The following is a 25,518-nucleotide window of genomic DNA, read 5'->3' as shown; positions in this document are numbered from 1 at the left end:
CTCGGTGAAGTTGTGCCGCGGCGGCGGGCAGCTGGTGGCCCACTCCAGCGAGTTGCCGTAGCCCCACGGGTCGTCCACCGTCACCCGCTCACCGAACCGGTAGGACTTGAACACGTTCCACAGGAACGGCAGCGTCGAGGCACCCAGGATGTAGGCACCGATGGTGGAGATGGTGTTCAGCGTCGTGAAGCCGTCGGACTCCAGGTAGTCGACGTACCGGCGCGGCATGCCCTCGTTGCCCAGCCAGTGCTGCACCAGGAACGTGGTGTGGAACCCGATGAAGGTCAGCCAGAAGTGCCACTTGGCCAGCGACTCGTCCAGCATCCGGCCGGTGAACTTGGGGAACCAGAAGTAGATGCCGGCGAACGTGGCGAACACGATCGTGCCGTAGAGCACGTAGTGGAAGTGCGCCACCACGAAGTAGGTGTCCGACACGTGGAAGTTCAGCGCCGGGGCGGCGAGCAGGATGCCGGTCAGGCCGCCGAGCAGGAACGTCGCCATGAAGCCGATGGAGAACAGCATCGGCGACTCGAACGTCAGCCTGCCCTTCCACATCGTGCCGATCCAGTTGAAGAACTTCACGCCGGTCGGCACGGCGATCAGGAACGTCATGAAGCTGAAGAACGGCAGCAGCACCGCACCGGTGGCGTACATGTGGTGCGCCCAGACCGCGGTGGACAGCGCCGCGATGGCGATGGTGGCCAGCACCAGGCCCTTGTAGCCGAAGATCGGCTTGCGGCTGAACACCGGGAAGATCTCGCTGACGATGCCGAAGAACGGCAGCGCGATGATGTAGACCTCCGGGTGGCCGAAGAACCAGAACAGGTGCTGGTAGAGGATCACCCCGCCGTAGGCCGGGTCGAACACGTGCGCGTCCAGGTGGCGGTCGGCCAGCAGCCCGAAGAACGCCGCGGTCAGGATCGGGAACGCGATCAGCACCAGGATGCTGGTGATCAGGATGTTCCAGGTGAAGATCGGCATCCGCCACATGGTCATGCCCGGCGCGCGCATGCACACCACGGTGGTGATCATGTTGACCGCGCCGAGGATGGTGCCGAGACCACCGATGGCCAGCCCGACGATCCACAGGTCGGCGCCCACACCCGGCGAGTGGATGGCGTTGGACAGCGGCGCGTAGGCGAACCAGCCGAAGTCCGCGGCCCCGCCAGGGGTGAGGAAGCCGGACAGCGCGACCAGGCTGCCGAACAGGAACAGCCAGAAGGAGAACGCGTTCAGCCGCGGGAACGCGACGTCCGGGGCGCCGATCTGCAGCGGCAGCACCAGGTTGGCGAAGCCGAACACGCTCGGCGTCGCGTACAGCAGCAGCATGACCGTGCCGTGCATGGTGAACAGCTGGTTGTACTGCTCAGACGACAGGAACTGCTGCCCGGGGACCGCCAGCTCGCTGCGGATCAGCATGGCCATCGCACCGCCGATCATGAAGAAGGCGAACGAGGCCACCAGGTACATGATGCCCAGCTGCTTCGGGTCCGTGGTCTTGAACATGCTGAGCATGAACGAACCCTTGAGCCGGGGGGTCGCCGGTTGGGGACGCGTCGCGATCGGCTGGGGCGCTACGGCCGTCACTGCCTGCCTCCTGCAGTCACTCGGGGACCTTCGGACTCCGGGTAACCCACCTACCCGGGGAACGAAGCTGCCGTGATCCTATCCGGGCGCCTTCTGTGATCCCGCACAACCTCGCTCCACATCACAGTTGGGCTCGTCACGCGGCGGTATCCGCAGGTCAGCGCCACAGGCTCGCGATGACCTCCGCCACCGCCTCCGGCGCCTCCACCGGAGCGAGGTGACCGGCGGCGCGGATGACCTCCAAGAGGGCGTTCGGCAGCGCCTCGGCCATCGCGCGGGCCTGGTCGGCGCGGGTCAGCTCGTCCTCCTCGCCCACCAGGACCAGGGCGGGGACGTCGGCCGACCGCAGCGTGTCGAACGAATCGGGGCGGTCCGCCATCGCCCGCTGCGCCCACGCCACACCGGCCGGCGGCTGGTCGAGGATCATGTCCCGCACGCGCTGCACCACTTCCGGCCGCCGCTCGCGGGTGGTGCTGCCGAGCAGATTGGCCAACATCGCCTCGGGCAGGAACCCCACCCCTTCGGCCTCCACCCGGTCCGCCATCGCCAGCCGGCCGGCACGCGCTTCCGCGGTGTCGGCCGCGGCCTTGGTGTCGATCAGCACCAGGCCACCGACGCGCTCCGGCGCGATGCGCAGCAGGGCCATGGTGACGTAGCCGCCCATCGAGCAGCCTCCGACGACAGCCCGCTCGATGCCCAGCTTGTCCAGCAGAACGACGACGTCGCGGGCGGCGTCCTCCAGCGACGGCGCACGGTCGGTCAGCGGCATCGGGGAGCGGCCGAGCCCGCGCTGGTCGGGGGTGATCACCCGGGTGTGGGCGGCAAGCGGCGCACGCACGCCGTCCCACATCCGCGCGTCGACCGGGAACGCGTGCAACAAAACGAGTGGCAAATCCCTCACACCGGCCGTCATGGGCCCCATTGTGTCCGAACCGCGCCTACTGTCGTGCGGGTGAGTCCCGTCCTGCCGGAGGTCCGCACCGAGCGGCTGCTGCTGCGCCGGTTGTGGCCTGCCGACCGGGAGCAGGTCGTCGCGCTGTACCGGGACGCGGAGGCCAACCGCTGGGACCCGATGGCGCTGACGCCGGAGCAGGCGCGCGAGCGCTTCACCGGATGGCTGGCCGACTGGGACGAGTACGGGCTGTCGTACTGGATCGCGGTGGACCCGGCGTCCGGGGACGTCGTCGGCCTGGGCGGCATCCGCAGGCACGTCGAGGACGGCGAGCCGGTGCTGAACCTGGCGTACCGGCTGCACCGGAGGCACTGGGGCAAGGGATACGCCACCGAGATCGCCCGGCAGGCGGTGGAGTGGGCGGAGCGCGAGATGCCCGGCCGCCCGGTGTCCATCGTGACCACGCCGGAGTACGCGCCGTCGTTGCGGGTCGCCGAGAAACTCGGGTTCACGGTGTGGCGGGAGCGCACCCAGCACGGGTTCACCGAGGTGCTGTTGCGGCGACACGCCCACGGCTGAATTCGTCCCGTCGCCACCCCGGCAGCGGGGCCGACGAGCGTGGCGAGCTCAGCGGTAGGCCAGCACCAACGGCACCAGCTGCTCGGCGGTGGACAGCGACCCGTGCTGCCCGATCAGCCGGGATTCCAGTGGCTCGTACGACCGGCGCACCACCCCGGCCCGGCCGCGGGCGGCCGCAACGACGTCGCCGATCCGTTGCACCACGCGGTCTTCCACCCGCTCGCCGAACCAGCCGGCCGCGATCGCCTCGTCCTTGCTGACCACCCAGGCCCGGTCGCCGAGCGTTTCCCGCCACGCGGCCAGCACGTCCGCGGCGGCCCCGTCCTCGACGTAGACGTGGCGGGCCCTGGCCTCCCCGCCGATCTCCCGGACACCTTCGGTCAGTTCCGCGCATGCGTCGGCGTCCACGACCTCTTCCGGATCCACCGCGACCATCCCGTGGTCCGCCACGACGGCGAGCAGGCCACCCGGCGGGAGGGCTTCCACCAGCGACTCCACCAGCCGGTCGACCTGACGCAACTGCATCCGCCACGCCAACGAGCCCGGTCCGTGCAGATGCCCGAGCATGTCGAGCTGGCCGTGGTAGCCGTAGCACAACCCGCCGCCGCCGACGGCTTGCCGGACTTCCGCGGCCAGATCGCCCAGCGCGTGCACGCCGACGTACTGCCCGCCCCGCAGCACCGCCCTGGTCAGCCCGGAGCCACTGAACTCGGCGCCGGAGACGACCGTGACCGTCGTCCCCGCGGTCACGGCCCGCTGGAAGGCGGTCGGCTTGGGTTGCACCTGCTCCGGCGGGAACGCCAGCCGCAGGTCCCCCTCGTCCCGGCTGGCCGGGTGCGCGCGCCAGCGCAGGGCGTTGATCACCCCGGCCTCGGGCAGGCGGAACGTGTAGCCGACCATGCCGTGCTCGCCGGACCGGCATCCGGTGCCGATCGCGGCCAGCCCGGCGGCCGTGGTGGACGGGAAGCCGACGTGGACGTCCCTCCGGTCCCTTTCGCGCAGTTCGGTCAGCACCGGGGCGTCCTCGGCATGGGCGTCCAGCAGCTCGGTGCCGAGCCCGTCGATCAGCAGCACGCAGGCGCCGCTCCGATCGCCGGGCAGGTCGACGATCGCGTCGAACCCGGGCACCCGCATGGCGGCCAGCACCGACGGCACCACGTCGGCCAGATGGGGAAGGCTGTGATCGGGTCGTGGCAGCACGCTGCGAGCGTGCCACATCGGCGACCGGTCGTGGCACCCCGTGCGCCGAAGTTCGCCGAGGCGGCCGCCCCGTTTCGCACGCCGGGCCGCCGCCCGGCGTGGCGGGCCGGACCGTACCGAGATGCGCCGGTCACGGCACAGGCGGCGGGATAATGAGCCCATGCCGACCTACGCCTACCGCTGCCGGGTGTGCACCGAGACGTTCGAACTCAACCGGCCGATGAGTGAGTCCGGCGCGCCCGCGAAGTGCCCGGCGGGCCACACCGACACGGTCAAGCTGCTCACCACCGTGGCGCTGACCGGTACCGCGTCCCGTCCCTCGTCGCCGGCGCCGCCCCCGCCGTCCGGTGGAGGGTGCTGTGGCGGAGGGTGCTGCTGCAGCTGACCGAAAAGGCACCGGAACGCCGGCGGCCCACCGGGGCGTGCCCGGCAGGCCGTCGGCGCCGCACGCGTCAGTTGTACTCCCAGAAACCCTTTCCGGTCTTGCGGCCCAGGCGGCCGGCCGTGACCAGGTGTTCCAGCAGCGGCGCAGGCGCGAAGCCCGGCTCGCGGAACTCGTTGTACAGCGTTCGCTGAATAGCCAGCGCGACGTCCAGGCCGACCACGTCCAGCAGCTCGAACGGGCCCATCGGCAGGCTGCAGCCGACCTTCATCGCAGTGTCGATGTCCGCCGCCTCGGCGTAGTGCGCCTGCAGCATCTTCACCGCGTCGTTCAGGTACGGGAACAGCAGCGCGTTGACGATGAAGCCGGCCCGGTCGGCGCAGTTCACCGCCACCTTGCCGGTCTGGCGGCACACCGCGTTCACGGTGGCCACCACGTCCGGGGCGGTGTTGATGGTGTGCACCACCTCGACCAGCTTCATCACCGGCGCCGGGTTGAAGAAGTGCATGCCCACCACGTCCGCCGGGCGCTTGGTGGCGGCCGCGCACTCCACCACCGGCAGCGACGAGGTTGTCGTGGCCAGGATGGCGCCCTGCTTGACCACCGCGTCCAGCTCGGCGAACAGGCCGCGCTTGACCTCGAGGTCCTCGGCGACCGCCTCGACCACCAGGTCGGCATCGGCCAGCTCGGCCAGCTCGGCCACCGGCCTGATCCGCCCGGCCGCCGCGGCGGCCTCGTCCTCGGTCAGCTTGCCCTTGGCCACGGCGCGCTCCAGCGACTTGCGGACCTTGCCGAGCGCGGCCTCCGCCTTCTCCTGGGACCGCCCGCGCAGCACCACGTCGTAGCCGGACTTGGCGAACACCTCGGCGATGCCGGTCGCCATCGTCCCGGTGCCGACCACGCCGACCGTGCGCACCTGGCGGGTCGGCCCGTCCTCGCCCGCCTTGCTGCGCGGGGTCAGGTGGTCGTCGACCACGTTGGGCGAATCCGGCCGGTCGTAGGTGTAGAAGCCGCGGCCGACCTTCCGGCCGAGCAGGCCGGCGGAGACCATCTGCTTCAGCAGCGGCGCCGGGGCGTGCAGCCGGTCGCGCGACTGCCGGTACATCGAGTCGAGGATCTCGTAGGCGGTGTCCAGGCCGATCAGGTCGAGCAGCTGCAGCGGCCCCATCGGATAGCCGCAGCCGAAGCGCATGGCCGCGTCCAGGTCCTCACGGGTGGCGTAGTGCGATTCGAACATCCGCACCGCGTGGTTGAGGTAGCCGAACAGCAGCGCGTTGGCGATGAACCCGGCCCGGTCGCCGATCACCACCGGGGTCTTGCCGATCCGCTTGGCCAGCGCCACCACGTCGTCGATCACGTCCTGCTCGGTGACCACGGTGCGCACCACTTCGACCAGCTTGAGCACCGGCGCCGGGTTGAAGAAGTGCATGCCGACGACCTTGCCCGGCCGCTGGGTGTGCACGCCGATCTCGGTGATGGACAGCGACGAGGTGTTGGACGCCAGGATCACGTCCGGTTTGGTGATCTTGTCCAGCTTGGCGAACACGTCCGCTTTGGCGTCCAGGTGCTCCGGGATCGCCTCGACCACGAGGTCGACCTCGGCCAGGTCGTCCAGCTGGGTGGTGTAGCGGATCCGGCCGAGGATCTCCTGCCTGGTCGCCTCGTCGATCTTGCCGCGGGCCAGCGCGCGACCGGTGGAGTGCTCCATGTGCTCACGAGCCCGCTGGATGCCCGCGTCGTCGACCTCGACGCCGATCACCGCCAGCCCGCTGCGGGCGAACACCTCCGCGATGCCCGCGCCCATGGTGCCCAGCCCGATCACGCCCACCGATGAGAACTCACGCGCCACTGCATGCCTCCCGTGCTCCGGTTACTCCTGGGTATCGTCGCGGCGCGCCAGAGGGGACGCAACAACTCAGAGGCCCGCGTCACCCCGGCAGTTCGGCGCAACCGCTCCAGCTGCGCCGGGTCGGACTGCCGAGGCCCGCGTCACCCCGACAGTTCGCTCAACACCTGCTTGGCCACCTGGCGCGCCTTCCGGCACGCGTCCGGCGCGGTGCCGTCGCCGAGGTAGTTGGCGAACTCGACCCGGACGGTCTCGCCGTCCCTGGCCAGCGGCCCGCTGTACTTCTTGTGCTCCCACTCGACCTCGCAGCGCTCGATGCTCGGGGTGAGGTACTTCTGGACCCCCCGTACCGAGCCGGAGATGGTGATCCGCTTCCACTTGCCCGCCTCGACCGGCGGGCCGGAGAAGCGGAACTCGACCACGACCGAGCCCTTGGTCGGGTCGGTGGCCTGCGCGCTGCAGCCGTGCAGCGAGTCCTGCGACGCCGCCGCGTCGGCACCGAGCAGGTCGGCGACCTCCTGCTTCGGCAGCACCGAGCACGGGTCGACCTGGCGCAACGAGTTCGGCGGGACGTCGATGCGCGGCGGATCGGTCTTCAGCCGCTGGATGATCTTGGCCAACACCCGGCGCGCGGTCCCGCACGGCTCGCCCTGCTCGTAGGTGACGTCCAGGCCGATGCCCATCTTCGCCGACTCGTCGGTGAGCACCGTGTCGGAGCACTTGTCGCCGTCGCGCTGCTCGAACAGCGGCAGCCCGTCCAGCCCGCCTGCGGCCTGCTCCCGCGGTTGGAACACCCTCTGGTCCAGTCGGAGGTTCAGCTTCACTTGCTTGTCCGCCGGGTCGCGCACGTCCACCATGCAGGTTTCCTGATACAGCGGCAGCGGTTTGTCCGGCTTGCCGAGCTGGGTGACGGCTTCCCCGGTCAGCAGCTGGCACGCGTCGACCAGCCTGAGCTTGTCGACGGCCAGCTCCGGCACGTCGACCTGGCCCTGCGGCACCGGCCCGGCGCCGCCGCTGCCCGGCTGCGGTGGCACCGTCGTCCGCTGGTAGGTGACCTTGGCCAGGTCGTCTCCGCCGCACCCGGAGAGGATCACCGGCGCGGCGAGAGCCACCAGCACGGCGGCGGCACGGCGGGCCGTGAACATCGATCGCAAGTGAGGCACGCATGCACCGTAGCGCCACGGTGCATCGCACGGAGGTGGATCCCGGCAATCCGCGCGGCGGGCGCCCGCCGGGGCCACCGATCCGGGCGGGTGTCGGCGGGCCCCGGGTGAACGCCGACACGTCCGGCAGGCGACGTCAGAACAGCCGCAGATCGTCGCTCTCCGCGCCGCGCAAGGCGTCGTAGTCCAGCGTGACGCACCGGATGCCGCGGTCCTCGGCCAGCGTGCGCGCCTGCGGCTTGATCTGCTGGGCGGCCAGCACCCCGGTGACCGGGGCGAGCAACGGATCCCGGTTGAGCAGTTCCAGGTAGCGGGTCAGCTGCTCCACACCCTCCAGCTCGCCACGGCGCTTGACCTCCACGGCCACCGTCGTGCCGTCGGCGTCCTTGCACAGGATGTCCACCGGGCCGATCGCGGTGGGGTACTCGCGGCGGATCAGCGTGTAGCCCTCGCCCAGCGTGGTGATGTGCTCGGCGAGCAGCTGCTGCAGGTGCGCTTCCACCCCGTCCTTCACCAGCCCGGGCTCCGCGCCCAGCTCGTGCGACGAGTCGTGCAGCACCTCGTCCACGGTGATGACCAGTTCTTCGCCGTTCTTGTTGCGCACGGTCCAGGTGCCGTCGTCCTCGGTGAGCCAGCACGGCGGGCTCATCCAGTTCAGCGGCTTGTAGGCGCGGTCGTCGGAGTGGATGGACACCGAGCCGTCGGCCTTGATCAGCACCAGCCGGGTGGCCATCGGCAGATGCGCGGTCAGCCGTCCGTGGTAGTCGACCTGGCAGCGGGCGATGACAAGACGCACCGTGCGAGGCTAACCGCATGCGGACACTGGGTTCACGCGAGGTCTACGCCAACAGCTGGATGACGGTCCGGGAGGACGCCGTCCAGCGCCCGGACGGCTCCCGCGGCATCTACGGCGTGGTGGACAAGCCGGACTACGCGTTGATCATCCCGATGGCCGACGACGGCCGGATGCACCTGGTCGAGCAGTACCGGTATCCGCTCGGGCTGCGGCGGTGGGAGTTCCCGCAGGGCACCGCGCCGGACCGGGAAGACCTGGAACCGGCCGAGCTGGCCGCCCGCGAGCTGCGGGAGGAGACCGGGCTGCGGGCGGGCAGGCTGGTGGAGCTGGGCCTGCTGGACGTCGCCCCCGGTCTGTCCAGCCAGCGCGGCAGGGCGTTCCTGGCCACCGAGCTGACCGCCGGGCCGCCCGAGCGCGAGCTGGAAGAACAGGACATGCGCGCCGCGTGGTTCGGTCGCGCGGAGTTCGAGGAGATGATCCGCACCGGCTTGGTGACCGACGCCCAGAGCATCGCCGCCTACGCGTTGTTGCTGCTGCACGAACGCACCAAGGGGTGACAGCGGCGGCGCCGGTACCGCGCCGAGCAGCACCTCCCGGGTGCGGCGAGCGCGCCCGCCATACGCGACAGGGCCGAGCATGGAAAGGCGGTGCGGCGCACCGCCTCGCAGGCTGCGAGAACGTGCCGCCGCACCGCCGGGGTGCAGAACCAGGCGGGAAGTCAGTGCTGAGTGGCCTTCTCCGCGCCCGCGCCGGTGAGCGCGCGCACCTCCATCTCGGCGAACTTCTCCGAGTCGTGCTCCTTGGACAGCATCGTGCCGAGCCAGCCGAGGAAGAACGACACCGGAATCGACACCAGCCCTGGGTTCTCCAGGGGGAACCAGGAGAAGTCCACACCGAGCGGCAGCATCGACGCCGAGACCTCCTCCCCGGTCTCCGGGTCGACCTTGACCTTGCCGGACACCGCCGGGGAGAACACGATCAGCGTGATCGTCACGATCAGGCCGCCGTAGATGCTGAACAGCGCGCCCCTGGTGTTGAACCGCCGCCAGAACAGCGAGTACACGATGGTCGGCAGGTTCGCCGACGCGGCCACCGCGAACGCCAGCGCGACCAGGAAGGCGACGTTCTGCTCACGGGCCAGGATGCCGCCGACGATGGCCAGCGCGCCGATCACCACGGCGGTGATCCTGGCGACCCGCACCTCGGACTCCTTCGAGTCGACCTCGCCCTTCTTGATCACGTTGGCGTAGATGTCGTGCGCGAACGACGCCGACGCGGTGATGGTCAGGCCGGCCACCACCGCGAGGATGGTAGCGAAGGCGATGGCGGCGATGATGCCCAGCAGCACCGGACCGCCGAGGGCCTGCGCCAGCATCGGGGCGGCAGCGTTCTCACCACCCGGCGCCGACGAGATCGCGTCCGCGCCCACCAGTGCCCCGGCACCGTAGCCCAGCACCAGCGTGAACAGGTAGAACAGGCCGATCAGCGCGATCGCCCACACCACCGACCGGCGCGCGTCCCTGGCCGTCGGCACGGTGTAGAAGCGCATCAGCACGTGCGGCAGGCCCGCGGTGCCCAGCACCAGCGCCAGGCTCAGCGAGATGAAGTCGATCTTGGACAGTTCGGTGGCGCCGTACTTGGCACCCGGGTGCAGCACCGCGTCACCGTTGCGGTCGGCCGACGCACCGAGCACGTCGGACAGGTTGAACCCGTGCTGGGCGAGCACCCAGAAGGTCATCACCGCGGCACCGGCGATCAGCAATACCGCCTTGATGATCTGCACCCACGTGGTGCCCTTCATGCCGCCGACCAGGACGTAGATGATCATCACGACACCGACGATGCTGATCACCAGCGCCTGCCCGGCGTCGCTGGTGATGCCCAGCAGCAGCGCGACCAGGATGCCCGCACCGGCCATCTGGGCCAGCAGGTAGAAGAAGCTCACCGCCAGCGTCGACGTCGCCGCCGCGGCCCGGACCGGGCGTTGCTGCATGCGGAACGCCAGCACGTCACCGAGGGTGAACTTCCCCGTGTTCCGCAGCAGTTCGGCGACCAGCAGCAGCGCCACCAGCCAGGCGACCAGGAAGCCGATCGAGTAGAGGAACCCGTCGTATCCGTAGACCGCGATGGCGCCCGCGATGCCCAGGAAGGACGCCGCCGACAGGTAGTCGCCGGAGATGGCGATGCCGTTTTGCGGACCGGAGAACGCACGGCCCGCGGCGTAGTAGTCCGATGCGGTCCTGGTGCTGCGGCTGGCCCGCAGCACGATGACCAGCGTGACGGCGACGAACAGGCCGAAGATGGCCATGTTCAGCACCGGGTTGTTGCCCTCGAGCGTGTCCTGGGCCAGGAACAGTTCGGCGCTCATTTGGCGGCCACCTCCTCGAGCTCGTCACGCAGCTTGTCGGCCACCGGGTCCAGGTGCTTGTTGGCGTGCCGCACGTACAGCCCGGTGATGACGAACGTGGAGACGAACTGCCCGAGCCCGAACAGCAGCCCGACGTTGACGTGGCCTAAGACCTCGGTCGACATGAACTCCGGCGCGTAGTCCGCCAGCAGCACGTACAGCAGGTACCAGGCCAGGAACAGGCCGGTCATGGGAAAGACGAACGATCGGAGTTTGCGCCGTAACCGGGCGAAGTCCGCACTCTGATGGACCCGCTCCCAGTCCTCGGGAGCGAGCGTGCGTTCGGTGGTAGTCATCGTCGACCTCCGTACCGGGACTGTGTCGCACGCCACGTTAAAGAGGCCGACGGCGGCTGCGGAATGATCACCGGCCAGACCGTCGCAGCATGCGACGAACGGTCCACCAACGGCGCGACGACCACGCCGAACGGTTCCCCCGGCGGGGTTGGAACATCGGTTCGCGCGCTTCGTCGAGGTGCAGCCGCAGCATGGCGGTCATGGCCCAGGCGGGCGGACGGCCACGCAGCGAGACCAGCACCATGGTGACGGCCGCCAGCGGCACGGTCCACATCGCGGGCTGGGTGACGAGGATGGCCAGCACACCGGGCAGCGGCGGCCCGAACAGCGTCACGGCGATGGCCCCGGACGAGGACAGCAGGCCTGCCGCGACGCCGCAGATGGCGCCTGGTGCGGTCAGCCGCGGCCACCAGATGCCCAGCACCAGCAGGGGCGAGAACGTCGAGGCCGCCACGGTGAAGCCCCAGGTGACCAGCAGACCCGCGTCCAGGTGAGCGGCGAAGAGGGCGAGCACGACGACCACGGCGGCAGCCGCGAGCACGGTGACCCGCAGGCGTCCGAGCCCCCCAGGGGACAGGTCGTGGGCGATGGCGCCGGACACGGCGAGCAGCAACCCCAGCGAGGTGGCCAGGAACGCCGCGAATGCCCCGGCGGTGAGCAGCGTGGTGAACAGCGTCCCCCGCCACCCGGAGTCGACCTGCAGTGGCATCGCGACGACCGCCGTGTCGGTGGCGCCGGACAGGTACAGGTGCGGCACCAGGACCCTGCCGAGCACCCCGTAGATCCCCGGGAAGAGATAGAACACGCCGAGCAGGCCGACGGTGATGGCCGCGGTGCGCCGCGCGGCCCGCCCGTCCGGGCTGGTGTGGAAGCGCATGATCACGTGCGGCAGGCCCATCGTGCCCAGCGAGGTGGCCACCAGCACCGCCAGGGTGCCCAGCAGCGGGTAGCCGCTGTGACCGAAGTCCAGCAGCGGCAGCTGCCACTCCACACCACCGGGTGGGGTGGACCCCACCACGTGCGGCACCTGCGCCCCCGCGGGGAACTCCATCCGGGTCCCGGCGGGCACGAACCCACCCGGTTCCAACGTGGCGTCCACCCGGAACGTCACCGTGGTGTCCCGCTCGAAGTGGGTGAACTCCTCCGGGTTGAGCGCCCGGTGCCGGACGTCCTCGCCGACGCTGGCCAGCAGCCAGACCGCCGGGATGATGAACAGCAGCAGCTTCAGCACGAACTGGAACGCCTGCACGTAGGTCGCCGCGCGCATGCCGCCCAACGCCAGCGTGGCGGCCACCGCCGCGCCGGCGACCGTCACGCCGAACCAGTACGGCGTGCCGCTGACCACGGTCAGGACCAGCCCGGCGGTGCGGAACTGCGGTACCAGGTACAGCGCCCCGATGACCAGCACCACGACCGCGGCCAGCTTGCGCAGCGGCGGCGAGGCCAGCCTGGCCTCGGCGAAGTCCGGCACGGTCAGCGCCCCCGAGCGGCGCATCGGGGCGGCGACCAGCACGAGCATCAGGATGTAGCCTGCGGTGAAGCCGACCGGGTACCACAGCGCGCCCATGCCGTCCTTGAGCATCAGCCCGGCCACGCCGAGGAACGACGCGGCGGACAGGTACTCCCCAGAGACCGCCCCGGCGTTGAGCAGCGGCGTCACCCGGCGCGATGCCACCAGGAAGTCCGAGGTCGTGCGCATCGCCGCGACACCGCGCAAGCCGATGAACAGCGTCACGCCGATGACCGCGGCCACCGCGAGCGCAGGCACCATCAGCGTGCCCCGTCCCCGTGTCCGGTGCCGTCCTCCACCCGCTCGGCCCTGCGCAGCTGCCAGCCGGCCAGCCAGCTCATCAGCGGGTACGGCAGCACCGCCAGCACCAGCCAGGACACCGGGATGCCGAGCAACCGCACGTCGGTCAGTCCCGGCGCCACCCTCAGCAGCAGCGGCAGCCCGAGCAGCATGGCGAAGATCAGCACCAGCGCGGCGACACCGCGGCGCCGCTGCAGCCGGTAGTTGCGCAGCGCGCGCTCGGCGTCGTCCGGGTCCAGCCGGGGCATCCGCCAGCGCCCGCGCAGCCTGCGTCGCGATCGGGCCAGCCTGGTCTGCGGGCTCATCACCGCGACGCGTTTGGCCATGGTCAGTCCCGTCCGCGTGGTTGATCCAGTTCGGCGGCCCGTGCCGCGTGCAGCAGCCGCTCGCGCAGTTCCCGCGCGTGCCGTCGGCTGACCGGCACGTCGCCCAGCTCGGTGTGCGCCAGCAAGCCGCCCACCGCGTCGCTGCGCAGCTCCTTGATCGCCTTCAACGCCACCAGGAAGCTGCGGTGGGTGCGCACGAAACCGGTGCCTTCCCAGTACTCCTCCAGCCGGGAGATCGGCATCCGCACCGCGTGCACCCCGCTCGGGGTGTGCAGGCGGACGTGGTCGCCGTGCGCCTCCACGAACGCGACGTCGCTGCGCCGAACGTAGCGAGTGCGTCCGCCACTTTCCACCGGGATCGCGGCCAGCGCGTCGGGCTGCGGCGGCGGCTCCTCGGCCGAGGACGGCAGCATGCGCACGACCTTGGCCAGCGCCGCGGACAACCGCTCGGCCCGCACCGGCTTGAGCAGGTAGTCGACCGCGCCGATGCCGTAGGCGGTCACCGCGTGCCCGTCGTAGGCGGTCACGAACACGATCACCGGCGGCTCGTTGAGCTTGGCCAGAAGCGAGGCCAGCTCCAGGCCGTCCAGGCCGGGCATGGAGATGTCCAGGAACACCGCGTCGAACTGCTCGCTCTGGATCATCTTCAGCGCGGTGATGGCGTCGCCCGCACCCTTGACCTCGCCGACTTCCGGCGCCTCCTGCAGCAGCTGCGAGATGTCCGCCAGCGCGGCGGGCACGTCGTCGACGGCCAGCACTTTCAGTGGCTTGCTGTAGGGCTTCATGACGGCAACACACCCGGTTGGAACAGCGGCACTCGCACGATCACCCGCGTGCCCTCCCCCGGCGCGGTCTCCACCACCAGCCCGTACCACGGTCCGTAGACCGTGCGCAGCCGGCGGTCCACGTTGGACAGGCCGACGCTGTCCGGTGATCCCTTCCCGGCGAGGATCTGCTCGGCCCGTTCCGGCTGCATCCCGACGCCGTCGTCCTCCACGCTGATGACACAGTCGTTGCCTTCCGCCTCGCCCTGCACCTGCACCGTGCCGGTCTCGCCGCTCGGCTCGATCCCGTGCCGGATGGCGTTCTCCACCAGCGGCTGCAGCACCAGGCACGGCAGCGGAACGGCCAGCACGTCCGGGGCCACCCGCACCTGCACCCGCAGCCGCTCCCCCAGCACCGCGCGCTGCAGCGTCAAATACGCCTCGATGGCGTGGAACTCGTCCGCCACCGTGGTGTATTCACCGTGCCTGGCCAGGCTGTAGCGGATGTAGTCGGCGAAGTCCAGCATCAGATCGCGGGCCCGGTCCGGATCGCTACGCACCAGTGACGCGATCACCGTCAAAGCGTTGTAGACGAAGTGCGGGGAGATCTCCGCGCGCAGCGCGCGCAGCTCGGACTGCAGCGCCTGTTCCGCCGACGCTTCCAGCCTGGCCCGCTCCAGCGCCTCCGAGACCAGCACCGCGACCTCGTGCACGTCGGCATTGCTCACGTCGCCTTCCACCACGATGGCACCGGCGATCTCGTCGGCCACGTCCAGCGGCAACACGGTCAGCTCGGCGTGTCCGCCGTGGGTCTCGTCGTGCAGCACGTCGTTGACCATGGCCTGGGCCTGCTCCTCGTGCCGCGGCGCACCGGACCAGACGATCGCCCCGTCCAGTCCGGCGAGGCCGACGGCGCGGGCGTGCAGCAGCTTCCTGGCCTGCCTGGCGGCGGTGAAGACGCCGTCGCCCCGCAGGCCGTCCCGCAACGCCCGCGACAGCTTGTGCGCGCGGCGCAGCGTGGCGGCGGTGTCGGAGCGTCCGCGCGACAGCATGCGACCTCCTCGTCGGTGCCCTCGGAACGCCGAACCGTCGGCGCGACCGCGCTCAGTCTGGCCACTGCGGGGGCCGTTTGGCCAGAAACGCCGCCATGCCCTCCTTCGCGCCGGGCAGCCCGGACGACTCCGCCATCACCCGCACGGCCAGCTCGTACGCCTCGTCCTCGGGCCGGTCGAGCTGCTGGTACAACGTTCGCTTGCCCAGCGCCTTGCTGGCCCGGCTGCCCCTGGTGGCCCGCGCCAGCAGGCCGGCCACCGCGTCGTCCAGCTCGTCGTCCGGGACGACCCGGTTGACCAGGCCCCATCGTTCGGCGGTGCGGGCGTCGATCGGGTCGCCGGTCAGCGCCATCTCCATCAGCCGCTTGCGGCCGATCGACCTGGCCACCGGCACCGCGGGGGTGTGGCAGAACCAGCCGCCCTTGCCGCCGGGGAGCGCGAACGCCGCCGATTCGGCCGCCACGGCAAGATCGCACGAGGCGACCAGCTGGCAGCCCGCCGCCGTCGCCAGCGCGTGGACGCGCGCGATGACCACCTGCGGGACGGTGTGCAGTGTGGTCATCAGCCGCGTGCACAGGTCGAGCAGCTGCCGTACCCCGTCGGTGTCCAGCGAGGCGACCTCGGCGAAATCGTGCCCGGCGGAGAAGACCGGGCCCTCGCCGGCCAGGATCACACCGGTCGCGTCGGTCTGCGCCGTCTCGGTGAACGCCCGCAGCAGCTCCTCCAGGTGGGGTGTGGACAGCGCGTTGCGTTTCGCCGGACGTCGCATGGTGATGGTCACCGTGGCGCCGGAGCGCTCGACGGTGAGGTGCTCGTAGCCCGCCATGCCCCTTACGTTAGTGGCTCGCCGGCACGTCGCCGAAGGTTCAGCGCGTCGCACCGGGAATGCCGGCGCCGCGATCTAGCATCGGGAGACGAACCGGTTCGTCTCGCCTCCCGGGTGGAAGATCGACGGACCCGCAGCCGCCGGCCGACGGCGGCGGAAGGGAAGTGCGATGGTCACCGACGACGATCGCCGCGAGCTGGCGCTGGCAGCCGAATTGCTCACGCACGTGATCGAACGGCACCGGGCCGAGGACCTGCGGGTGCTCAGCGCGCTGTGCGCCGCCCTGCAGGAAATCCGCACCGGCGAGCGCTACCTGACGGAGAGCCGGCCGGCCGCTCGGTAGGATCCGGCCCATGCAGGTGCGGATCGAACAGCGATTCCATGGACCGGACGCCTCGGGCAACGGCGGGTACACGTGCGGTGTCGCCGCCGCGGCCGTCGACGGCCCGGCGCAAGTGCGCCTGTTCCGGCCGCCGCCGCTGGACCGCACGCTGCACCTGGTGTCCACCGGTGACGGGGCCGAGCTGCGCGACGGCGAGACGGTGATCGCCCGGGCGCGGCCCGGCGAGCCGTCCGGCGATCTGCCCGAGCCGGTCTCGTACGACGAGGCAGTCGCCGCCGCCGAGGAGTTCGACGTCGAGGCCTACCGGGCCCAGCATCCCTTCCCCGGCTGCTTCACCTGCGGGCCTGCCCGCGCCGAGGGGGACGGGCTGCGGCTGTTCCCCGGCCGCACCTCCCGGGACCTGCTCGTCGCCTGGCCGTGGGCACCGGAGGAATCGCTGGTCGGCTCCGCGGGCACACTCGACCCGCGGTACGTCTGGGCCGCGCTCGACTGCCCGAGCGGCCTGTGCTGGTACCACGACACCGAGCACCGAGCCGGGCCGCACGTGCTCGGCCAGCTGACCGCACGCATCCTGCGGCTGCCCAAGGCAGGAGAGCGCCTGGTGGCGGCGGGCTGGCTGCGCGCGGTGGACGGCCGCAAGCGCCACTCCGGCTCGGTGATCTGGGGCGCCGACGGCGAGGTGCTGGCGCACGCCGACGCCACCTGGGTCGGGCTGACCGAGGAGCAGTTCGAGCAGTTCCGGGTGGCCACCGCCTGACGCCCGCGCCCGGCGGCCGGTGCCCTGCTCACGCCCGGTCGAGCACCGCCTGCAGGAACTCGCGGGTGCGGTCGTTCTCCGGCGCGGTGAAGATCTTCTCCGGCGGGCCGTCCTCCACGATCTTGCCGCCGTCGAACATCATCACCCGGTCCGAGACGTCCCGCGCGAACTGCATCTCGTGGGTCACGCACAGGAACGTGATGTCGGTGGTCGTGGCGATGTCCTTCAGCAGGTGCAGCACGCCGGTGACCAGTTCGGGGTCCAGCGCCGAGGTCACCTCGTCCAGCAGCAGCACCTCCGGCTCCATGGCCAGGGCACGGGCGATGGCCACCCGCTGCTGCTGGCCGCCGGACAGCTGGGTCGGCCGCGCGTCGACCTTGTCCGACAGGCCGACCAGCTCGAGCAGCTCCCTGGCCCGCTTGTCCGCCTCGTCCCGCGACTTGCCCAGGCTGCGCACCGGGCCCTCGGTGACGTTGCGCAGCACGTTCATGTTCGGGAACAGGTTGAACTGCTGGAACACCATGCCGATCCGCTTGCGGGCCTGGCGCAGGTACTTCTCGTCGGCGGGCACCAGCTTGCCGCCCTTGGGCATGTGCGACAGCGGCTCGCCCGCCACGTAGATGGTGCCTTCGGTGACCCGTTCCAGCGTCATCACCAGGCGCAGGATGGTGGTCTTGCCGGAGCCGCTCGGCCCGATCAATGTGACGAACTCGCCGGGGGCGACGGTGAAGTTCAGATTTTCCAGAACCGTGTTCGAGCCGAAGCGTTTGACGACGTTCTCGAACCGGATCATCTCGGCGGGGGTCTCAGACGGTTCCGACACGGCGCTCCAACCTTCGAACCAGAATTGCACACGGATAACTCAGGGCCAGGAACGTCAGGCCCGCGGCGGCCCACGCCTCGGGGCCGGCACCGCCTTGGCTCGCGGCGTACTCGGTCTTGACCTGGTAGACGATGTCGAAGACCGAGATGGCCGACAGCAACGGCACTTCCTTGAACATGGCGATGGTGTAGTTGCCCAGCGCGGGAAGTACCCGGGGAATCGCCTGCGGCAGGACCACGCCGGTCCACACCCGGCTGCGCGGCAGGCTCAGCGCGGTGGCCGCCTCCCACTGGCCTTTCGGCACCGCTTCGATGCCCGCGCGGTAGACCTCCGACGTGTAGCACGCGTAGTGCACACCCAGCGCGAACGTGCCGACCAGGATCTTCTGGGTGTCCGAGTCGACCCCCTGCAGCACCTCCGGCCGGATCACCCAGTACAGGAAGAACACCTGCACCAGCAGTGGGGTGCTGCGGACGAACTCGATGAATCCCCACAGCACCTGGTCCACCACCGGGATGCGCAGCTGGCGGATGATCGCGAAGATCAGCCCGAGCACGTACGCGACGATCGAGCCGAGCACGGTGAACTGGATGGTCACCCACAGCCCGTCCAGCACGTACGGCCAGGCATCGAGGAAGCGGTCCCAGTTCCACTTGTCCATCAGGCCGCCGCCCCTCTGGCCAGCGCACGTTCCCTGCTCGGCACCGAACGCCCGACGCGGCGTGCGGCCAGCGTCTCCAGCCAGCGCATGACGACCGTGATGAGCACGGCCAGCACCATGTAGAAGACCAGCAGGATCAGATAGATCAGCCACAGGTCTCGGGAGAACGCGGGCACCGCGCGCAGCTCGTCGGCCTTCTGGAACATCTCCGGGACGGTGATGAAGCTGAGCAGCGCCGTGCCCTTCAGCAGCTGGATGAACAGGTTGTTGAACGGCGGCAGCATCTCCACCACCGCCTGCGGCAGGATGATCCGCCACATTCGCTGCACCGGCGTGAAGTTCAGCGCGACGGCACCTTCACGCTGCTCCTTCGGCACCGACTGCACCGCGCCGCGGACGATCTCCGCGCCGTAGGCGCCGTGGTTCAGACCGAGCACGATGATGCCGATCAGCAGCAGGCCCTGGGCCGTCTGATTCCACGGCAGCCCGAAGAAGATGGCCAGCGCCACGGCGAAGAAGAACAGCTGGACGACTTCGGAGCTGCCGCGGAATCCCTCCACGTAGACCCGGACGAGGCCCCGCACGATCCGCGACGGCGACAGCAGGCCGAGGCCGGCGAGCAGCGAGATCACGATGGTGAGCGCGATACCGCCGCCCGTGGCCCACAGCGTCGCAGGCAGACCCTCGAGGATGCGCTCCAGATAGACGGAGAAGTTGTCCACCGCGAGTGTCCGATCTACTTACCGCAGTACTCGTCGACCTTCTCTTCGGTGGCCAGGTCCGGATACGTGTCGTTGGCCTCGGTCAGCCCGAACGGCCTGGCCAGCTCCAGCCAGCGCCCGGACTTGTGCAGCTCGAGCAGTTCCCGGTTGAAGGCCTCGCGGAACTCGTCGTCGTCCTTGCGGAAGTTGAACGTGCCCACCTCGGGCTTGTCCCCCGCCTGGAACGACTCGGTCACCTCGAGCCCGGCGTCCGGGTTGTTCTTGACCAGCCATCCCGCGGTCACGTCCAGCATCGCGCCGCCGTAGACGTCACCAGCACGCACCGCGCGCAGGATGTCGTCCTGCTTCGGCATGGGTTCGATCAGATTGTCCGGTACGCCGGCTTCCTTGGCGAAAGCGTTCTCCACCGCACCGCCCAGGGTGGCGATCTTCACCTTCGCCTTGGCGACGTCCTCGAAACGCCTGATGTTCTTCGGGTTGCCCTTCGGCACCAGAAACGCCGACCCGACCTGGTAGTCCGGGATGGCGAAGTCGGAGTTCTCGCACCGTTCCGGTTTGATGGACATGCCTGCGGCGACGAACGCATATTTCTTCGCCCGCGCGTTGTCGATCAAGCTGTCGAATTCGGTGACCTCGCCTTCGATGTGATCGATGCCGAGCTTCTTCAGCACTTCGCGCGCCACCGCGGGGGCGTAGCCGGTCAGCTCGCCCTTTTCGTCCATGAATGCCCACGGCGCCTCGTTGGCGAATCCGACCTTCATGTTCTTGGTCTTTTTCGCCTCTTCGAACGTCACCGCGGCAGCACCGACCCCTTCCGGCGCGCCGCCGTTACCCCCGACGCCGCATGCGGACAGCACGGCAGGGCCACCGAGAGCCACGACACCCACTGCCCCCGTACGTCGGAAGAAATCCCGTCTCGTCCAGCCTCCGGTCATCGTGTCGCTCCCTCGTCACAACCTGCTCCATGCGCGGGTGATCCACGCCACTGGTTCACCCAACCTAGGGGTAGCTCGATGCCGTCTCAACCATTCCTGAGCGATCCGGAACGACCACCAATTCACTCACCCGGGCTAGTACCTTTCGCGACCTGGGGAAAGAGGCGTGACGGTCCGGAAAGTCACGATTGCGCAGCGTTCGTCTTTTCGGGGCATTGATCACGACAAGAAGCCCGATCGCGACAGGAAGCTCCGCTGCTGGTTTTCCCGTCCGCAGCCGGCGGATCGGACAGGTTCACGAACCTCGAAAAGACACCGCAACGACGCCGCGGGTCGCCGGGTAGGACCTTCGGACCCACCGGAGCTGCCGTTATACCCGAGTCGAACGGACATAACAGACAAGCGCGACATCGCGGGTGGATCATCCACAACGCGTGCCGGCCGTACCCAGCCGTCCGCAGCGTCCACGCGTCGCCGCGCACTCAGCCCGATCGGCTTGCTTCACGACCGGTCGTTTCCGTCCTCACGCGCGCCGCACACATGATGTCAGTGCAGCCGGAGAAATTGCACGGGACCACCATGGCGGTACCGGCGTGCGATTTCCGCCGAGTTTTCCGATCGTCACCGTGCCGCGGTTTCACAGGCCGCGGGATTCGCGAATGACCGTCACGATTTCGTCCATGATGGCGGTGAGCTCGTAGTCCTTCGGCGTGAAGACCCGGGCGACGCCCCGCTCGCGCAGCAGTGCCGCGTCGTCCGGCGGGATGATGCCGCCCACCACCACCGGGATGTCGTCGGCTCCTGCGGCGCGCAGCCCGTCGATGACCTCCGGCACGACCTCCAGATGCGAGCCGGACAGCACCGACAGCCCCACCACGTGCACGCCTTCCTGCACGGCGGCCGCCACGATCTGCTGCGGGGTCAGCCGGATGCCCTGGTAGATGACCTCGAACCCGGCGTCGCGTGCGCGCACGGCGACTTGCTCGGCCCCGTTGGAGTGACCGTCCAAGCCGGGCTTGCCGACCAGGATGCGCAGCCGCTCACCGAGTTCCTGCCCGGTCGCACGCACCCGCTCGCGCACCGCCGCCAGCTCGGCCAGGTCGCCGCCACCGCCGGCCCCGGTGGCCGACACTCCGGTCGGCGCCCGGTACTCGCCGAAGACCTCGCGCAACGCTCCTGCCCACTCCCCCGTCGTGACACCGACCCTGGCGCACTCCAGTGTCGCCTCGAACAGGTTCTCCGACGTCTGCGCGGTGGCCTTCAGCCTCTCCAGCGCGGCCTTGACCGCGGCGTCGTCGCGTTCCTCGCGCCACTTCTGCACCGCGGCGATCGCCTGCTTCTCCACCATCGGATCGACAGTCTCGATGGCCTGCGCACCCTCGGCCAGCAACGGGGACGGCTCGGTGCTGGTGAACTTGTTGACGCCGACCAGTACCTGCTCGCCGGACTCCATCCGGCGGCGGTGCTCGCCGAGCGAGGCGACCAGCTGGCTCTTCATGTAGCCGTTCTCCACCGCGGCCACGGCGCCGCCCATGTCCTGCACCCGCTGGATCTCCTCGCGCGCCCCGGCGACGATCTCGTCGACCCGCGCCTGGACGACCCGCGAGCCGTCGAAGATGTCCTCGTACTCCAGCAGGTCGGTCTCGTAGGCCAGCACCTGCTGCATGCGCAGCGCCCACTGCTGGTCCCACGGGCGGGGCAGGCCGAGCGCCTCGTTCCAGGCGGGCAGCTGCACCGCCCGGGCGCGGGCGTTGCGGGACAGCGTCACCGCCAGCATCTCCAGCACGATGCGCTGCACGTTGTTCTCCGGCTGCACCTCGGTCAGCCCGAGCGAGTTGACCTGCACGCCGTAGCGGAAGCGGCGCGCCTTGGGGTCGGTGATGCCGTACCGTTCGCGGGTCAGCTCGTCCCACAGCTGGACGAACGCCCGCATCTTGCACATCTCCTCGATGAACCGCACGCCCGCGTTGACGAAGAAGGAGATGCGCGAGACCACCCGGGTCATGTCCTCCTCGGACACCTGCCCGGAGTCGCGCACCGCGTCCAGCACGGCGATGGCGGTGCACAGCGCGTAGGCGACCTCCTGGGTCGGGGTGGCTCCCGCCTCCTGCAGGTGGTAGCTGCAGATGTTGATCGGGTTCCACTTGGGGACGTTGTGCACCGTCCAGGTGATCACGTCGGTGATCAGCCGCAGGCTCGGACCCGGCGGGAAGATGTAGGTGCCGCGGGACAGGTACTCCTTGATGATGTCGTTCTGCGTCGTCCCGGCCAGCTTGGCGAGCACCGCATCCGGGTCCTGGCCTGCCGCCTCGGCCTGTTCCCTGGCCACCGTGACGTACAGCGCCAGCAGCCACATGGCGGGCGCGTTGATCGTCATCGAGGTGTTGGCCTCGGCCAGCGGGATACCCTCGAACAGCTGCCGCATGTCGCCGATGTGCGCGATCGGCACGCCGACCTTGCCGACCTCGCCGCGGGCCAGCGGATGGTCCGGGTCGTAGCCGGTCTGGGTGGGCAGGTCGAACGCCACCGACAGCCCGGTCTGGCCCTTCTCCAGGTTCTTCCGGTACAGCGCGTTGGACGCGGCAGCCGAGGAATGACCGGCGTACGTCCGCATGACCCAGGGGCGGTCACGTTCACGGTCGGCAGGAAACGGCATCGTCAGACCTCCCGGATGTTCCGCTCAGCGTACTCAGCAGTAACCGTTTCCCGCAGTTGTGCTGGTCACTCTCCGGCCGCGGAACGATCCGTTCCGCGCACCCAACCTCGGCGCTGGAAGTCAACGGCAACGGTGACGTGTTCTTCAGCCAGCCGGGCCGAGCGCGGATCGGCGTGATCCCCCGGCCCGGTGGTGATGACGGCTTCCCGTGGCCGTGGTCACTGCGGCGTGTGGGGTTGCCCTGGTCGCCGCCGATGTCCGCTGTCTCTGGTCCCGCCGGTGGTCCGCGGCGACATCGCCCGGCCCAACCAATCCGGTCAGCTGAGGGTCCATGCGGGTGAGCGTCGCCCGCACGTTCTTGCGGGACCGCCGGGCGGCGCTCGCCGTCACCCACACGCGCCGATCCGGGAGCTGCCATGTCCACCAAGGCCAGGCGTCTTCTGCTTACCATCCTCGTCGCTGCCGTCGTGCTCGCGAACACCGCTACGTCCGCCGCAGCGCATCCGGAAACGCCCGGCCTCAGCGGCCACTACCGGATCGGGGACGATCACCAGGGCAGCTCGTGGTCCCCGGTTGCGCATGCGGACGCGGGCACTGTCCGCACCGTGGCGGGCAACGGCACCGTCCGGTCCACCGATTCCAGTTGGAACTCACCCGCTGACGCGGTGGGCCTGGGCGATGTGGGACCGGATGGCTCGTACTACGTCGCTGAGCCGCAGAGACACGTCGTCAGCAAGATCTCGCCCGACGGCACGCGGACGGTCGTGGCGGGCACGGGCGAGGCGGGGTCTTCCGGCGATGGCGGCCCCGCCCGCGCAGCCCGGCTCGACGGGCCGAAGGCAGTTGCGGTCGGACACGACGGCACGCTCTACATCGCGGACGACAGGCGTGTCCGGCGCGTCGGCCCGGACGGCATCATCAGCACCTACGTCGGCAGCGTGGCGGAAAACGGCATTGGCAGTTCGCGGGCCAGCGACATCACACCGCTCGACGTGGCGGTCGATCGGCGAGGAAGCCTGTACATCGCCGATGCGAGCGGCAATCGGATCATCAAGGTGGCGCCGGACAGACGGGCGACCATCGTCGCCGGCGAAGGCGCATCCGACAGCGAGCCGGCTGACGTGATCTCGTCCGAGCCCAGGGCGTTGGCGGTCGCCGACGACGGCTCCCTCTACTTCGTCGATCGCGACGCACGGGGGTTCCATGCAGTGCGCCGACTCGGCCCGCAAGGCCGGGCGTCCGTCGTCACCGGCACCGATGCGCGATCGGCAAGGCTCAGCGCCCCGACCGATGTCGCCGTGGCACCGGACGGCACCCTGTACGTCGCCGATGCGGGAAACCACCGGGTGCAGGCGATCGGTTCTCCCGGGCGCAACTCCATTGCAGCCACGCTTTCGGTCGCTGTGCGCGGACCGGGCAGTGTCGACGTGCGCCCCGACGGATCGCTGCTGGTCGGGACGAGCGATCGGGTGATCCGTTCCGTCGAAGGCGGCAAGATCACCACGTTCGCCGACTTGAGCCCGGACGACGCAGCTGCCCCGCGAGCGGCAGACTTCGCCGTCGGCCTGGTCACCAGCGCGGACGTCGACCCGATGACCGGCGAGCTGTACTTCGTCGATCTCGACAGCAAGCTGCGCCGGATCGACCGCGCGGGCCGGGTGCATACCGTCGACCTGGCACCACCCGAAGCGCCGTTCGGCGTCCAAGCCGTGGCTGTGGGCGTCGACGGGACGCCGTACGTCGCAAGCACCGACGCGGTGTGGAAGCTGCCGAAGAACTCCACACCAGTCCTCGTCGCCGGGCGCGGCGCAGCGCCGGTCACAACCGGAAAGCTCGCCCGGGCAGTGAGTTTGCGGCCGTACGCCATCGAAATGTCCCCGGACGGGACGCTCTACATCGCCGATGCGGCCGGAGTCCTCCGCGTCGAGGAAGACGGGCGGCTCACCGTGGCCCTGAAGCAGGCGAACGCGCAGAGGTATCGCATCGCCCCGGCCCGCGACGGAGTCGTCTATGTCGCGGACACCGACAGGCACCGCGTGGATCGCTACGACCGGTATGGGAAGCGGACCCACGTAGCAGGCAACGGCGCCGACTCCTATGCCTACCACGGCGGCGACAGAGGCGACGGCAACGCCGCCACGAAAGCCCCGCTTCCGGATCCCGGAGACATCACCGTCGCCGAGGACGGCACGCTCTACGTGAGCACTGCGGAAGACATCCGGCGAGTCGACCCCGACGGCACGATCGACACGGTCTTCGTCAACGTCGACGACGAATCCACGAACGCCACGTTCGGCCCGGTGGTCATGCTCGAGATGAGCGGCAACGGCGATCTGTACTTCGGCCAGCTGGGCCGCATCGCAGTCATGGCCCGACCCGGCGAGATCAGCACCGCATCGTGGTATCCGCTCGCGTGGGCAGTCGGGGCTGGCCTGCTTGTTGCCTGCGGTCTCCTGCTGGTCCGGCGCCGCAGTGCCGCTGCTACCCGGACCTCGGGCGACTGACGCAGACGGACCCGGCGGCCGCGGCACGTGCTGGGCTCCCGGCGTGCCTTGCGACGATCCCAACCATCCGAGCCCGCGAACGGTCTCCCATGGCGGCGGCCCGGCACGGCGAACCTTTCCGGCCGGCGAAGCGTCGGCCCTCACGACGGCAGCCGACCCGTGACCGACTGGGTCGGTCACGGAGCCCGGCA

24 protein-coding genes are annotated in these 25,518 nt (G+C 69.9%); 6 read left to right on the top strand and 18 right to left on the bottom strand.

Annotation, left to right across the window (positions count from 1 at the left end; translation table 11 throughout):
* Together ctaD and CXP56_RS06670 are read right to left on the bottom strand one after the other, a co-directional pair.
* Positions 1-1,587: aa3-type cytochrome oxidase subunit I (gene ctaD / locus CXP56_RS06675; protein WP_286900413.1), on the bottom strand; the 1,587-nt coding region annotated here is incomplete at its 3' end.
* Positions 1,588-1,744: 157 nt separating this feature from the next.
* Positions 1,745-2,488: an alpha/beta fold hydrolase gene (locus CXP56_RS06670; RefSeq protein ID WP_028847917.1), complete on the bottom strand. Its 744-nt coding sequence runs from the start codon at positions 2,486-2,488 to the stop codon at positions 1,745-1,747.
* A gap of 51 nt (positions 2,489-2,539) precedes the next feature.
* On the opposite strand from CXP56_RS06670, the gene CXP56_RS06665 reads away from it, so the two are divergent.
* Positions 2,540-3,058, top strand: a complete 519-nt coding sequence (locus CXP56_RS06665; RefSeq protein WP_286900412.1) for a GNAT family N-acetyltransferase — start codon at positions 2,540-2,542, stop codon at positions 3,056-3,058.
* Between the two features lie 48 nt (positions 3,059-3,106).
* Here CXP56_RS06665 and CXP56_RS06660 read toward each other — a convergent pair whose 3' ends face one another.
* The gene (locus CXP56_RS06660) at positions 3,107-4,258 is read right to left on the bottom strand and encodes an alkaline phosphatase family protein (protein WP_479267802.1); all 1,152 of its coding nucleotides are present in this window, start codon (positions 4,256-4,258) and stop codon (positions 3,107-3,109) included.
* Positions 4,259-4,418: 160 nt separating this feature from the next.
* Between CXP56_RS06660 and CXP56_RS06655 the strand changes: the two genes are divergently transcribed.
* Entirely contained in the window at positions 4,419-4,643 is a 225-nt protein-coding gene (locus CXP56_RS06655) for an FmdB family zinc ribbon protein (protein ID WP_028847915.1), read from the top strand.
* 67 nt (positions 4,644-4,710) lie between these two features.
* Here the strand turns inward: CXP56_RS06655 and CXP56_RS06650 are convergent, their stop codons facing one another.
* The 3 genes from CXP56_RS06650 to nucS form a co-directional block, all read right to left on the bottom strand.
* Positions 4,711-6,489: a 3-hydroxyacyl-CoA dehydrogenase family protein gene (locus tag CXP56_RS06650; RefSeq protein WP_286900411.1), complete on the bottom strand. Its 1,779-nt coding sequence runs from the start codon at positions 6,487-6,489 to the stop codon at positions 4,711-4,713.
* A 140-nt stretch (positions 6,490-6,629) separates the two neighbouring features.
* Positions 6,630-7,649, bottom strand: coding sequence for a hypothetical protein (locus CXP56_RS06645; protein WP_156899229.1), 1,020 nt, complete (start codon positions 7,647-7,649; stop codon positions 6,630-6,632).
* A gap of 136 nt (positions 7,650-7,785) precedes the next feature.
* Positions 7,786-8,445, bottom strand: a complete 660-nt coding sequence (gene nucS, locus CXP56_RS06640) for an endonuclease NucS (protein WP_028847912.1) — start codon at positions 8,443-8,445, stop codon at positions 7,786-7,788.
* Between the two features lie 17 nt (positions 8,446-8,462).
* On the opposite strand from nucS, the gene CXP56_RS06635 reads away from it, so the two are divergent.
* Positions 8,463-9,002, top strand: a complete 540-nt coding sequence (locus CXP56_RS06635) for an NUDIX domain-containing protein (RefSeq protein WP_286900410.1) — start codon at positions 8,463-8,465, stop codon at positions 9,000-9,002.
* A 161-nt stretch (positions 9,003-9,163) separates the two neighbouring features.
* On the opposite strand, the gene CXP56_RS06630 is transcribed toward CXP56_RS06635, so the two are convergent.
* The 7 genes from CXP56_RS06630 to CXP56_RS06600 all read right to left on the bottom strand — a co-directional run bounded on the left by CXP56_RS06630 (position 9,164) and on the right by CXP56_RS06600 (position 15,926).
* A complete protein-coding gene (locus tag CXP56_RS06630) occupies positions 9,164-10,813 on the bottom strand; it encodes a monocarboxylic acid transporter (RefSeq protein ID WP_211227527.1) in 1,650 nt (549 codons plus the stop codon).
* Positions 10,810-11,148 (bottom strand): DUF485 domain-containing protein, encoded by a 339-nt coding sequence (locus CXP56_RS06625; protein ID WP_028847909.1) that lies wholly within the window; start codon positions 11,146-11,148, stop codon positions 10,810-10,812. The genes CXP56_RS06630 and CXP56_RS06625 overlap by 4 nt, the downstream gene beginning before the upstream one ends.
* A gap of 67 nt (positions 11,149-11,215) precedes the next feature.
* Complete coding sequence (locus tag CXP56_RS06620; protein ID WP_286900407.1) at positions 11,216-12,919, bottom strand: sodium/solute symporter; 1,704 nt, start codon at positions 12,917-12,919, stop codon at positions 11,216-11,218.
* Complete coding sequence (locus tag CXP56_RS06615) at positions 12,919-13,290, bottom strand: hypothetical protein (RefSeq protein ID WP_028848237.1); 372 nt, start codon at positions 13,288-13,290, stop codon at positions 12,919-12,921. The genes CXP56_RS06620 and CXP56_RS06615 overlap by 1 nt, the downstream gene beginning before the upstream one ends.
* Positions 13,287-14,069, bottom strand: coding sequence for a LytR/AlgR family response regulator transcription factor (locus tag CXP56_RS06610; protein ID WP_028847907.1), 783 nt, complete (start codon positions 14,067-14,069; stop codon positions 13,287-13,289). The genes CXP56_RS06615 and CXP56_RS06610 overlap by 4 nt, the downstream gene beginning before the upstream one ends.
* The gene (locus CXP56_RS06605; protein ID WP_028847906.1) at positions 14,066-15,100 is read right to left on the bottom strand and encodes a sensor histidine kinase; all 1,035 of its coding nucleotides are present in this window, start codon (positions 15,098-15,100) and stop codon (positions 14,066-14,068) included. Before CXP56_RS06605 ends, CXP56_RS06610 begins: the two co-directional genes overlap by 4 nt.
* A 52-nt stretch (positions 15,101-15,152) precedes the next feature.
* A complete protein-coding gene (locus tag CXP56_RS06600; protein WP_028847905.1) occupies positions 15,153-15,926 on the bottom strand; it encodes an enoyl-CoA hydratase-related protein in 774 nt (257 codons plus the stop codon).
* A gap of 169 nt (positions 15,927-16,095) precedes the next feature.
* Here CXP56_RS06600 and CXP56_RS06595 point away from each other — a divergent pair, with 169 nt between their 5' ends.
* Positions 16,096-16,269 (top strand): hypothetical protein, encoded by a 174-nt coding sequence (locus CXP56_RS06595; RefSeq protein ID WP_156899228.1) that lies wholly within the window; start codon positions 16,096-16,098, stop codon positions 16,267-16,269.
* Positions 16,270-16,279: 10 nt separating this feature from the next.
* Positions 16,280-17,026, top strand: a complete 747-nt coding sequence (locus CXP56_RS06590; protein ID WP_286900405.1) for a hotdog family protein — start codon at positions 16,280-16,282, stop codon at positions 17,024-17,026.
* A 28-nt stretch (positions 17,027-17,054) separates the two neighbouring features.
* On the opposite strand, the gene ehuA is transcribed toward CXP56_RS06590, so the two are convergent.
* From ehuA to CXP56_RS06565, 5 genes are all read right to left on the bottom strand, one after another.
* Positions 17,055-17,819: an ectoine/hydroxyectoine ABC transporter ATP-binding protein EhuA gene (gene ehuA, locus CXP56_RS06585; RefSeq protein WP_028847903.1), complete on the bottom strand. Its 765-nt coding sequence runs from the start codon at positions 17,817-17,819 to the stop codon at positions 17,055-17,057.
* A 13-nt stretch (positions 17,820-17,832) separates the two neighbouring features.
* A complete protein-coding gene (gene ehuD, locus CXP56_RS06580) occupies positions 17,833-18,510 on the bottom strand; it encodes an ectoine/hydroxyectoine ABC transporter permease subunit EhuD (RefSeq protein ID WP_028847902.1) in 678 nt (225 codons plus the stop codon).
* Positions 18,510-19,232: an amino acid ABC transporter permease gene (locus tag CXP56_RS06575; RefSeq protein WP_286900404.1), complete on the bottom strand. Its 723-nt coding sequence runs from the start codon at positions 19,230-19,232 to the stop codon at positions 18,510-18,512. Before CXP56_RS06575 ends, ehuD begins: the two co-directional genes overlap by 1 nt.
* 14 nt (positions 19,233-19,246) lie before the next feature.
* A complete protein-coding gene (ehuB, locus tag CXP56_RS06570; RefSeq protein WP_245566660.1) occupies positions 19,247-20,110 on the bottom strand; it encodes an ectoine/hydroxyectoine ABC transporter substrate-binding protein EhuB in 864 nt (287 codons plus the stop codon).
* Positions 20,111-20,804: 694 nt separating this feature from the next.
* Positions 20,805-22,823 (bottom strand): ethylmalonyl-CoA mutase, encoded by a 2,019-nt coding sequence (locus tag CXP56_RS06565; RefSeq protein ID WP_084609230.1) that lies wholly within the window; start codon positions 22,821-22,823, stop codon positions 20,805-20,807.
* A 416-nt stretch (positions 22,824-23,239) separates the two neighbouring features.
* Here CXP56_RS06565 and CXP56_RS06560 point away from each other — a divergent pair, with 416 nt between their 5' ends.
* Positions 23,240-25,327: an NHL domain-containing protein gene (locus CXP56_RS06560; RefSeq protein WP_286900400.1), complete on the top strand. Its 2,088-nt coding sequence runs from the start codon at positions 23,240-23,242 to the stop codon at positions 25,325-25,327.
* Positions 25,328-25,518: the final 191 nt, after the last annotated feature.

Origin of the sequence: Thermocrispum sp., assembly GCF_002919275.1 — a bacterium.
Lineage (GTDB): Bacteria > Actinomycetota > Actinomycetes > Mycobacteriales > Pseudonocardiaceae > Thermocrispum > Thermocrispum agreste.
Note: the sequence above shows the minus strand (reverse complement) of the source record. Positions and strands in the feature narration are given on the sequence as shown.

What these genes read in the sequence shown, in the direction of transcription:
- CXP56_RS06655 (WP_028847915.1), top strand. Translation starts at nt 4,419, where the DNA reads ATGCCGACCTACGCCTACCGCTGCCGGGTGTGCACCGAGACGTTCGAA.
- CXP56_RS06635 (WP_286900410.1), top strand. Translation starts at nt 8,463, where the DNA reads ATGCGGACACTGGGTTCACGCGAGGTCTACGCCAACAGCTGGATGACG.
- CXP56_RS06630 (WP_211227527.1), bottom strand. Translation starts at nt 10,813, where the DNA reads ATGAGCGCCGAACTGTTCCTGGCCCAGGACACGCTCGAGGGCAACAAC.
- CXP56_RS06625 (WP_028847909.1), bottom strand. Translation starts at nt 11,148, where the DNA reads ATGACTACCACCGAACGCACGCTCGCTCCCGAGGACTGGGAGCGGGTC.
- CXP56_RS06620 (WP_286900407.1), bottom strand. Translation starts at nt 12,919, where the DNA reads ATGGTGCCTGCGCTCGCGGTGGCCGCGGTCATCGGCGTGACGCTGTTC.
- CXP56_RS06610 (WP_028847907.1), bottom strand. Translation starts at nt 14,069, where the DNA reads ATGAAGCCCTACAGCAAGCCACTGAAAGTGCTGGCCGTCGACGACGTG.
- CXP56_RS06605 (WP_028847906.1), bottom strand. Translation starts at nt 15,100, where the DNA reads ATGCTGTCGCGCGGACGCTCCGACACCGCCGCCACGCTGCGCCGCGCG.
- CXP56_RS06600 (WP_028847905.1), bottom strand. Translation starts at nt 15,926, where the DNA reads ATGGCGGGCTACGAGCACCTCACCGTCGAGCGCTCCGGCGCCACGGTG.
- CXP56_RS06595 (WP_156899228.1), top strand. Translation starts at nt 16,096, where the DNA reads ATGGTCACCGACGACGATCGCCGCGAGCTGGCGCTGGCAGCCGAATTG.
- CXP56_RS06590 (WP_286900405.1), top strand. Translation starts at nt 16,280, where the DNA reads ATGCAGGTGCGGATCGAACAGCGATTCCATGGACCGGACGCCTCGGGC.
- ehuA (WP_028847903.1), bottom strand. Translation starts at nt 17,819, where the DNA reads ATGATCCGGTTCGAGAACGTCGTCAAACGCTTCGGCTCGAACACGGTT.
- ehuD (WP_028847902.1), bottom strand. Translation starts at nt 18,510, where the DNA reads ATGGACAAGTGGAACTGGGACCGCTTCCTCGATGCCTGGCCGTACGTG.
- CXP56_RS06565 (WP_084609230.1), bottom strand. Translation starts at nt 22,823, where the DNA reads ATGCCGTTTCCTGCCGACCGTGAACGTGACCGCCCCTGGGTCATGCGG.
- CXP56_RS06560 (WP_286900400.1), top strand. Translation starts at nt 23,240, where the DNA reads ATGTCCACCAAGGCCAGGCGTCTTCTGCTTACCATCCTCGTCGCTGCC.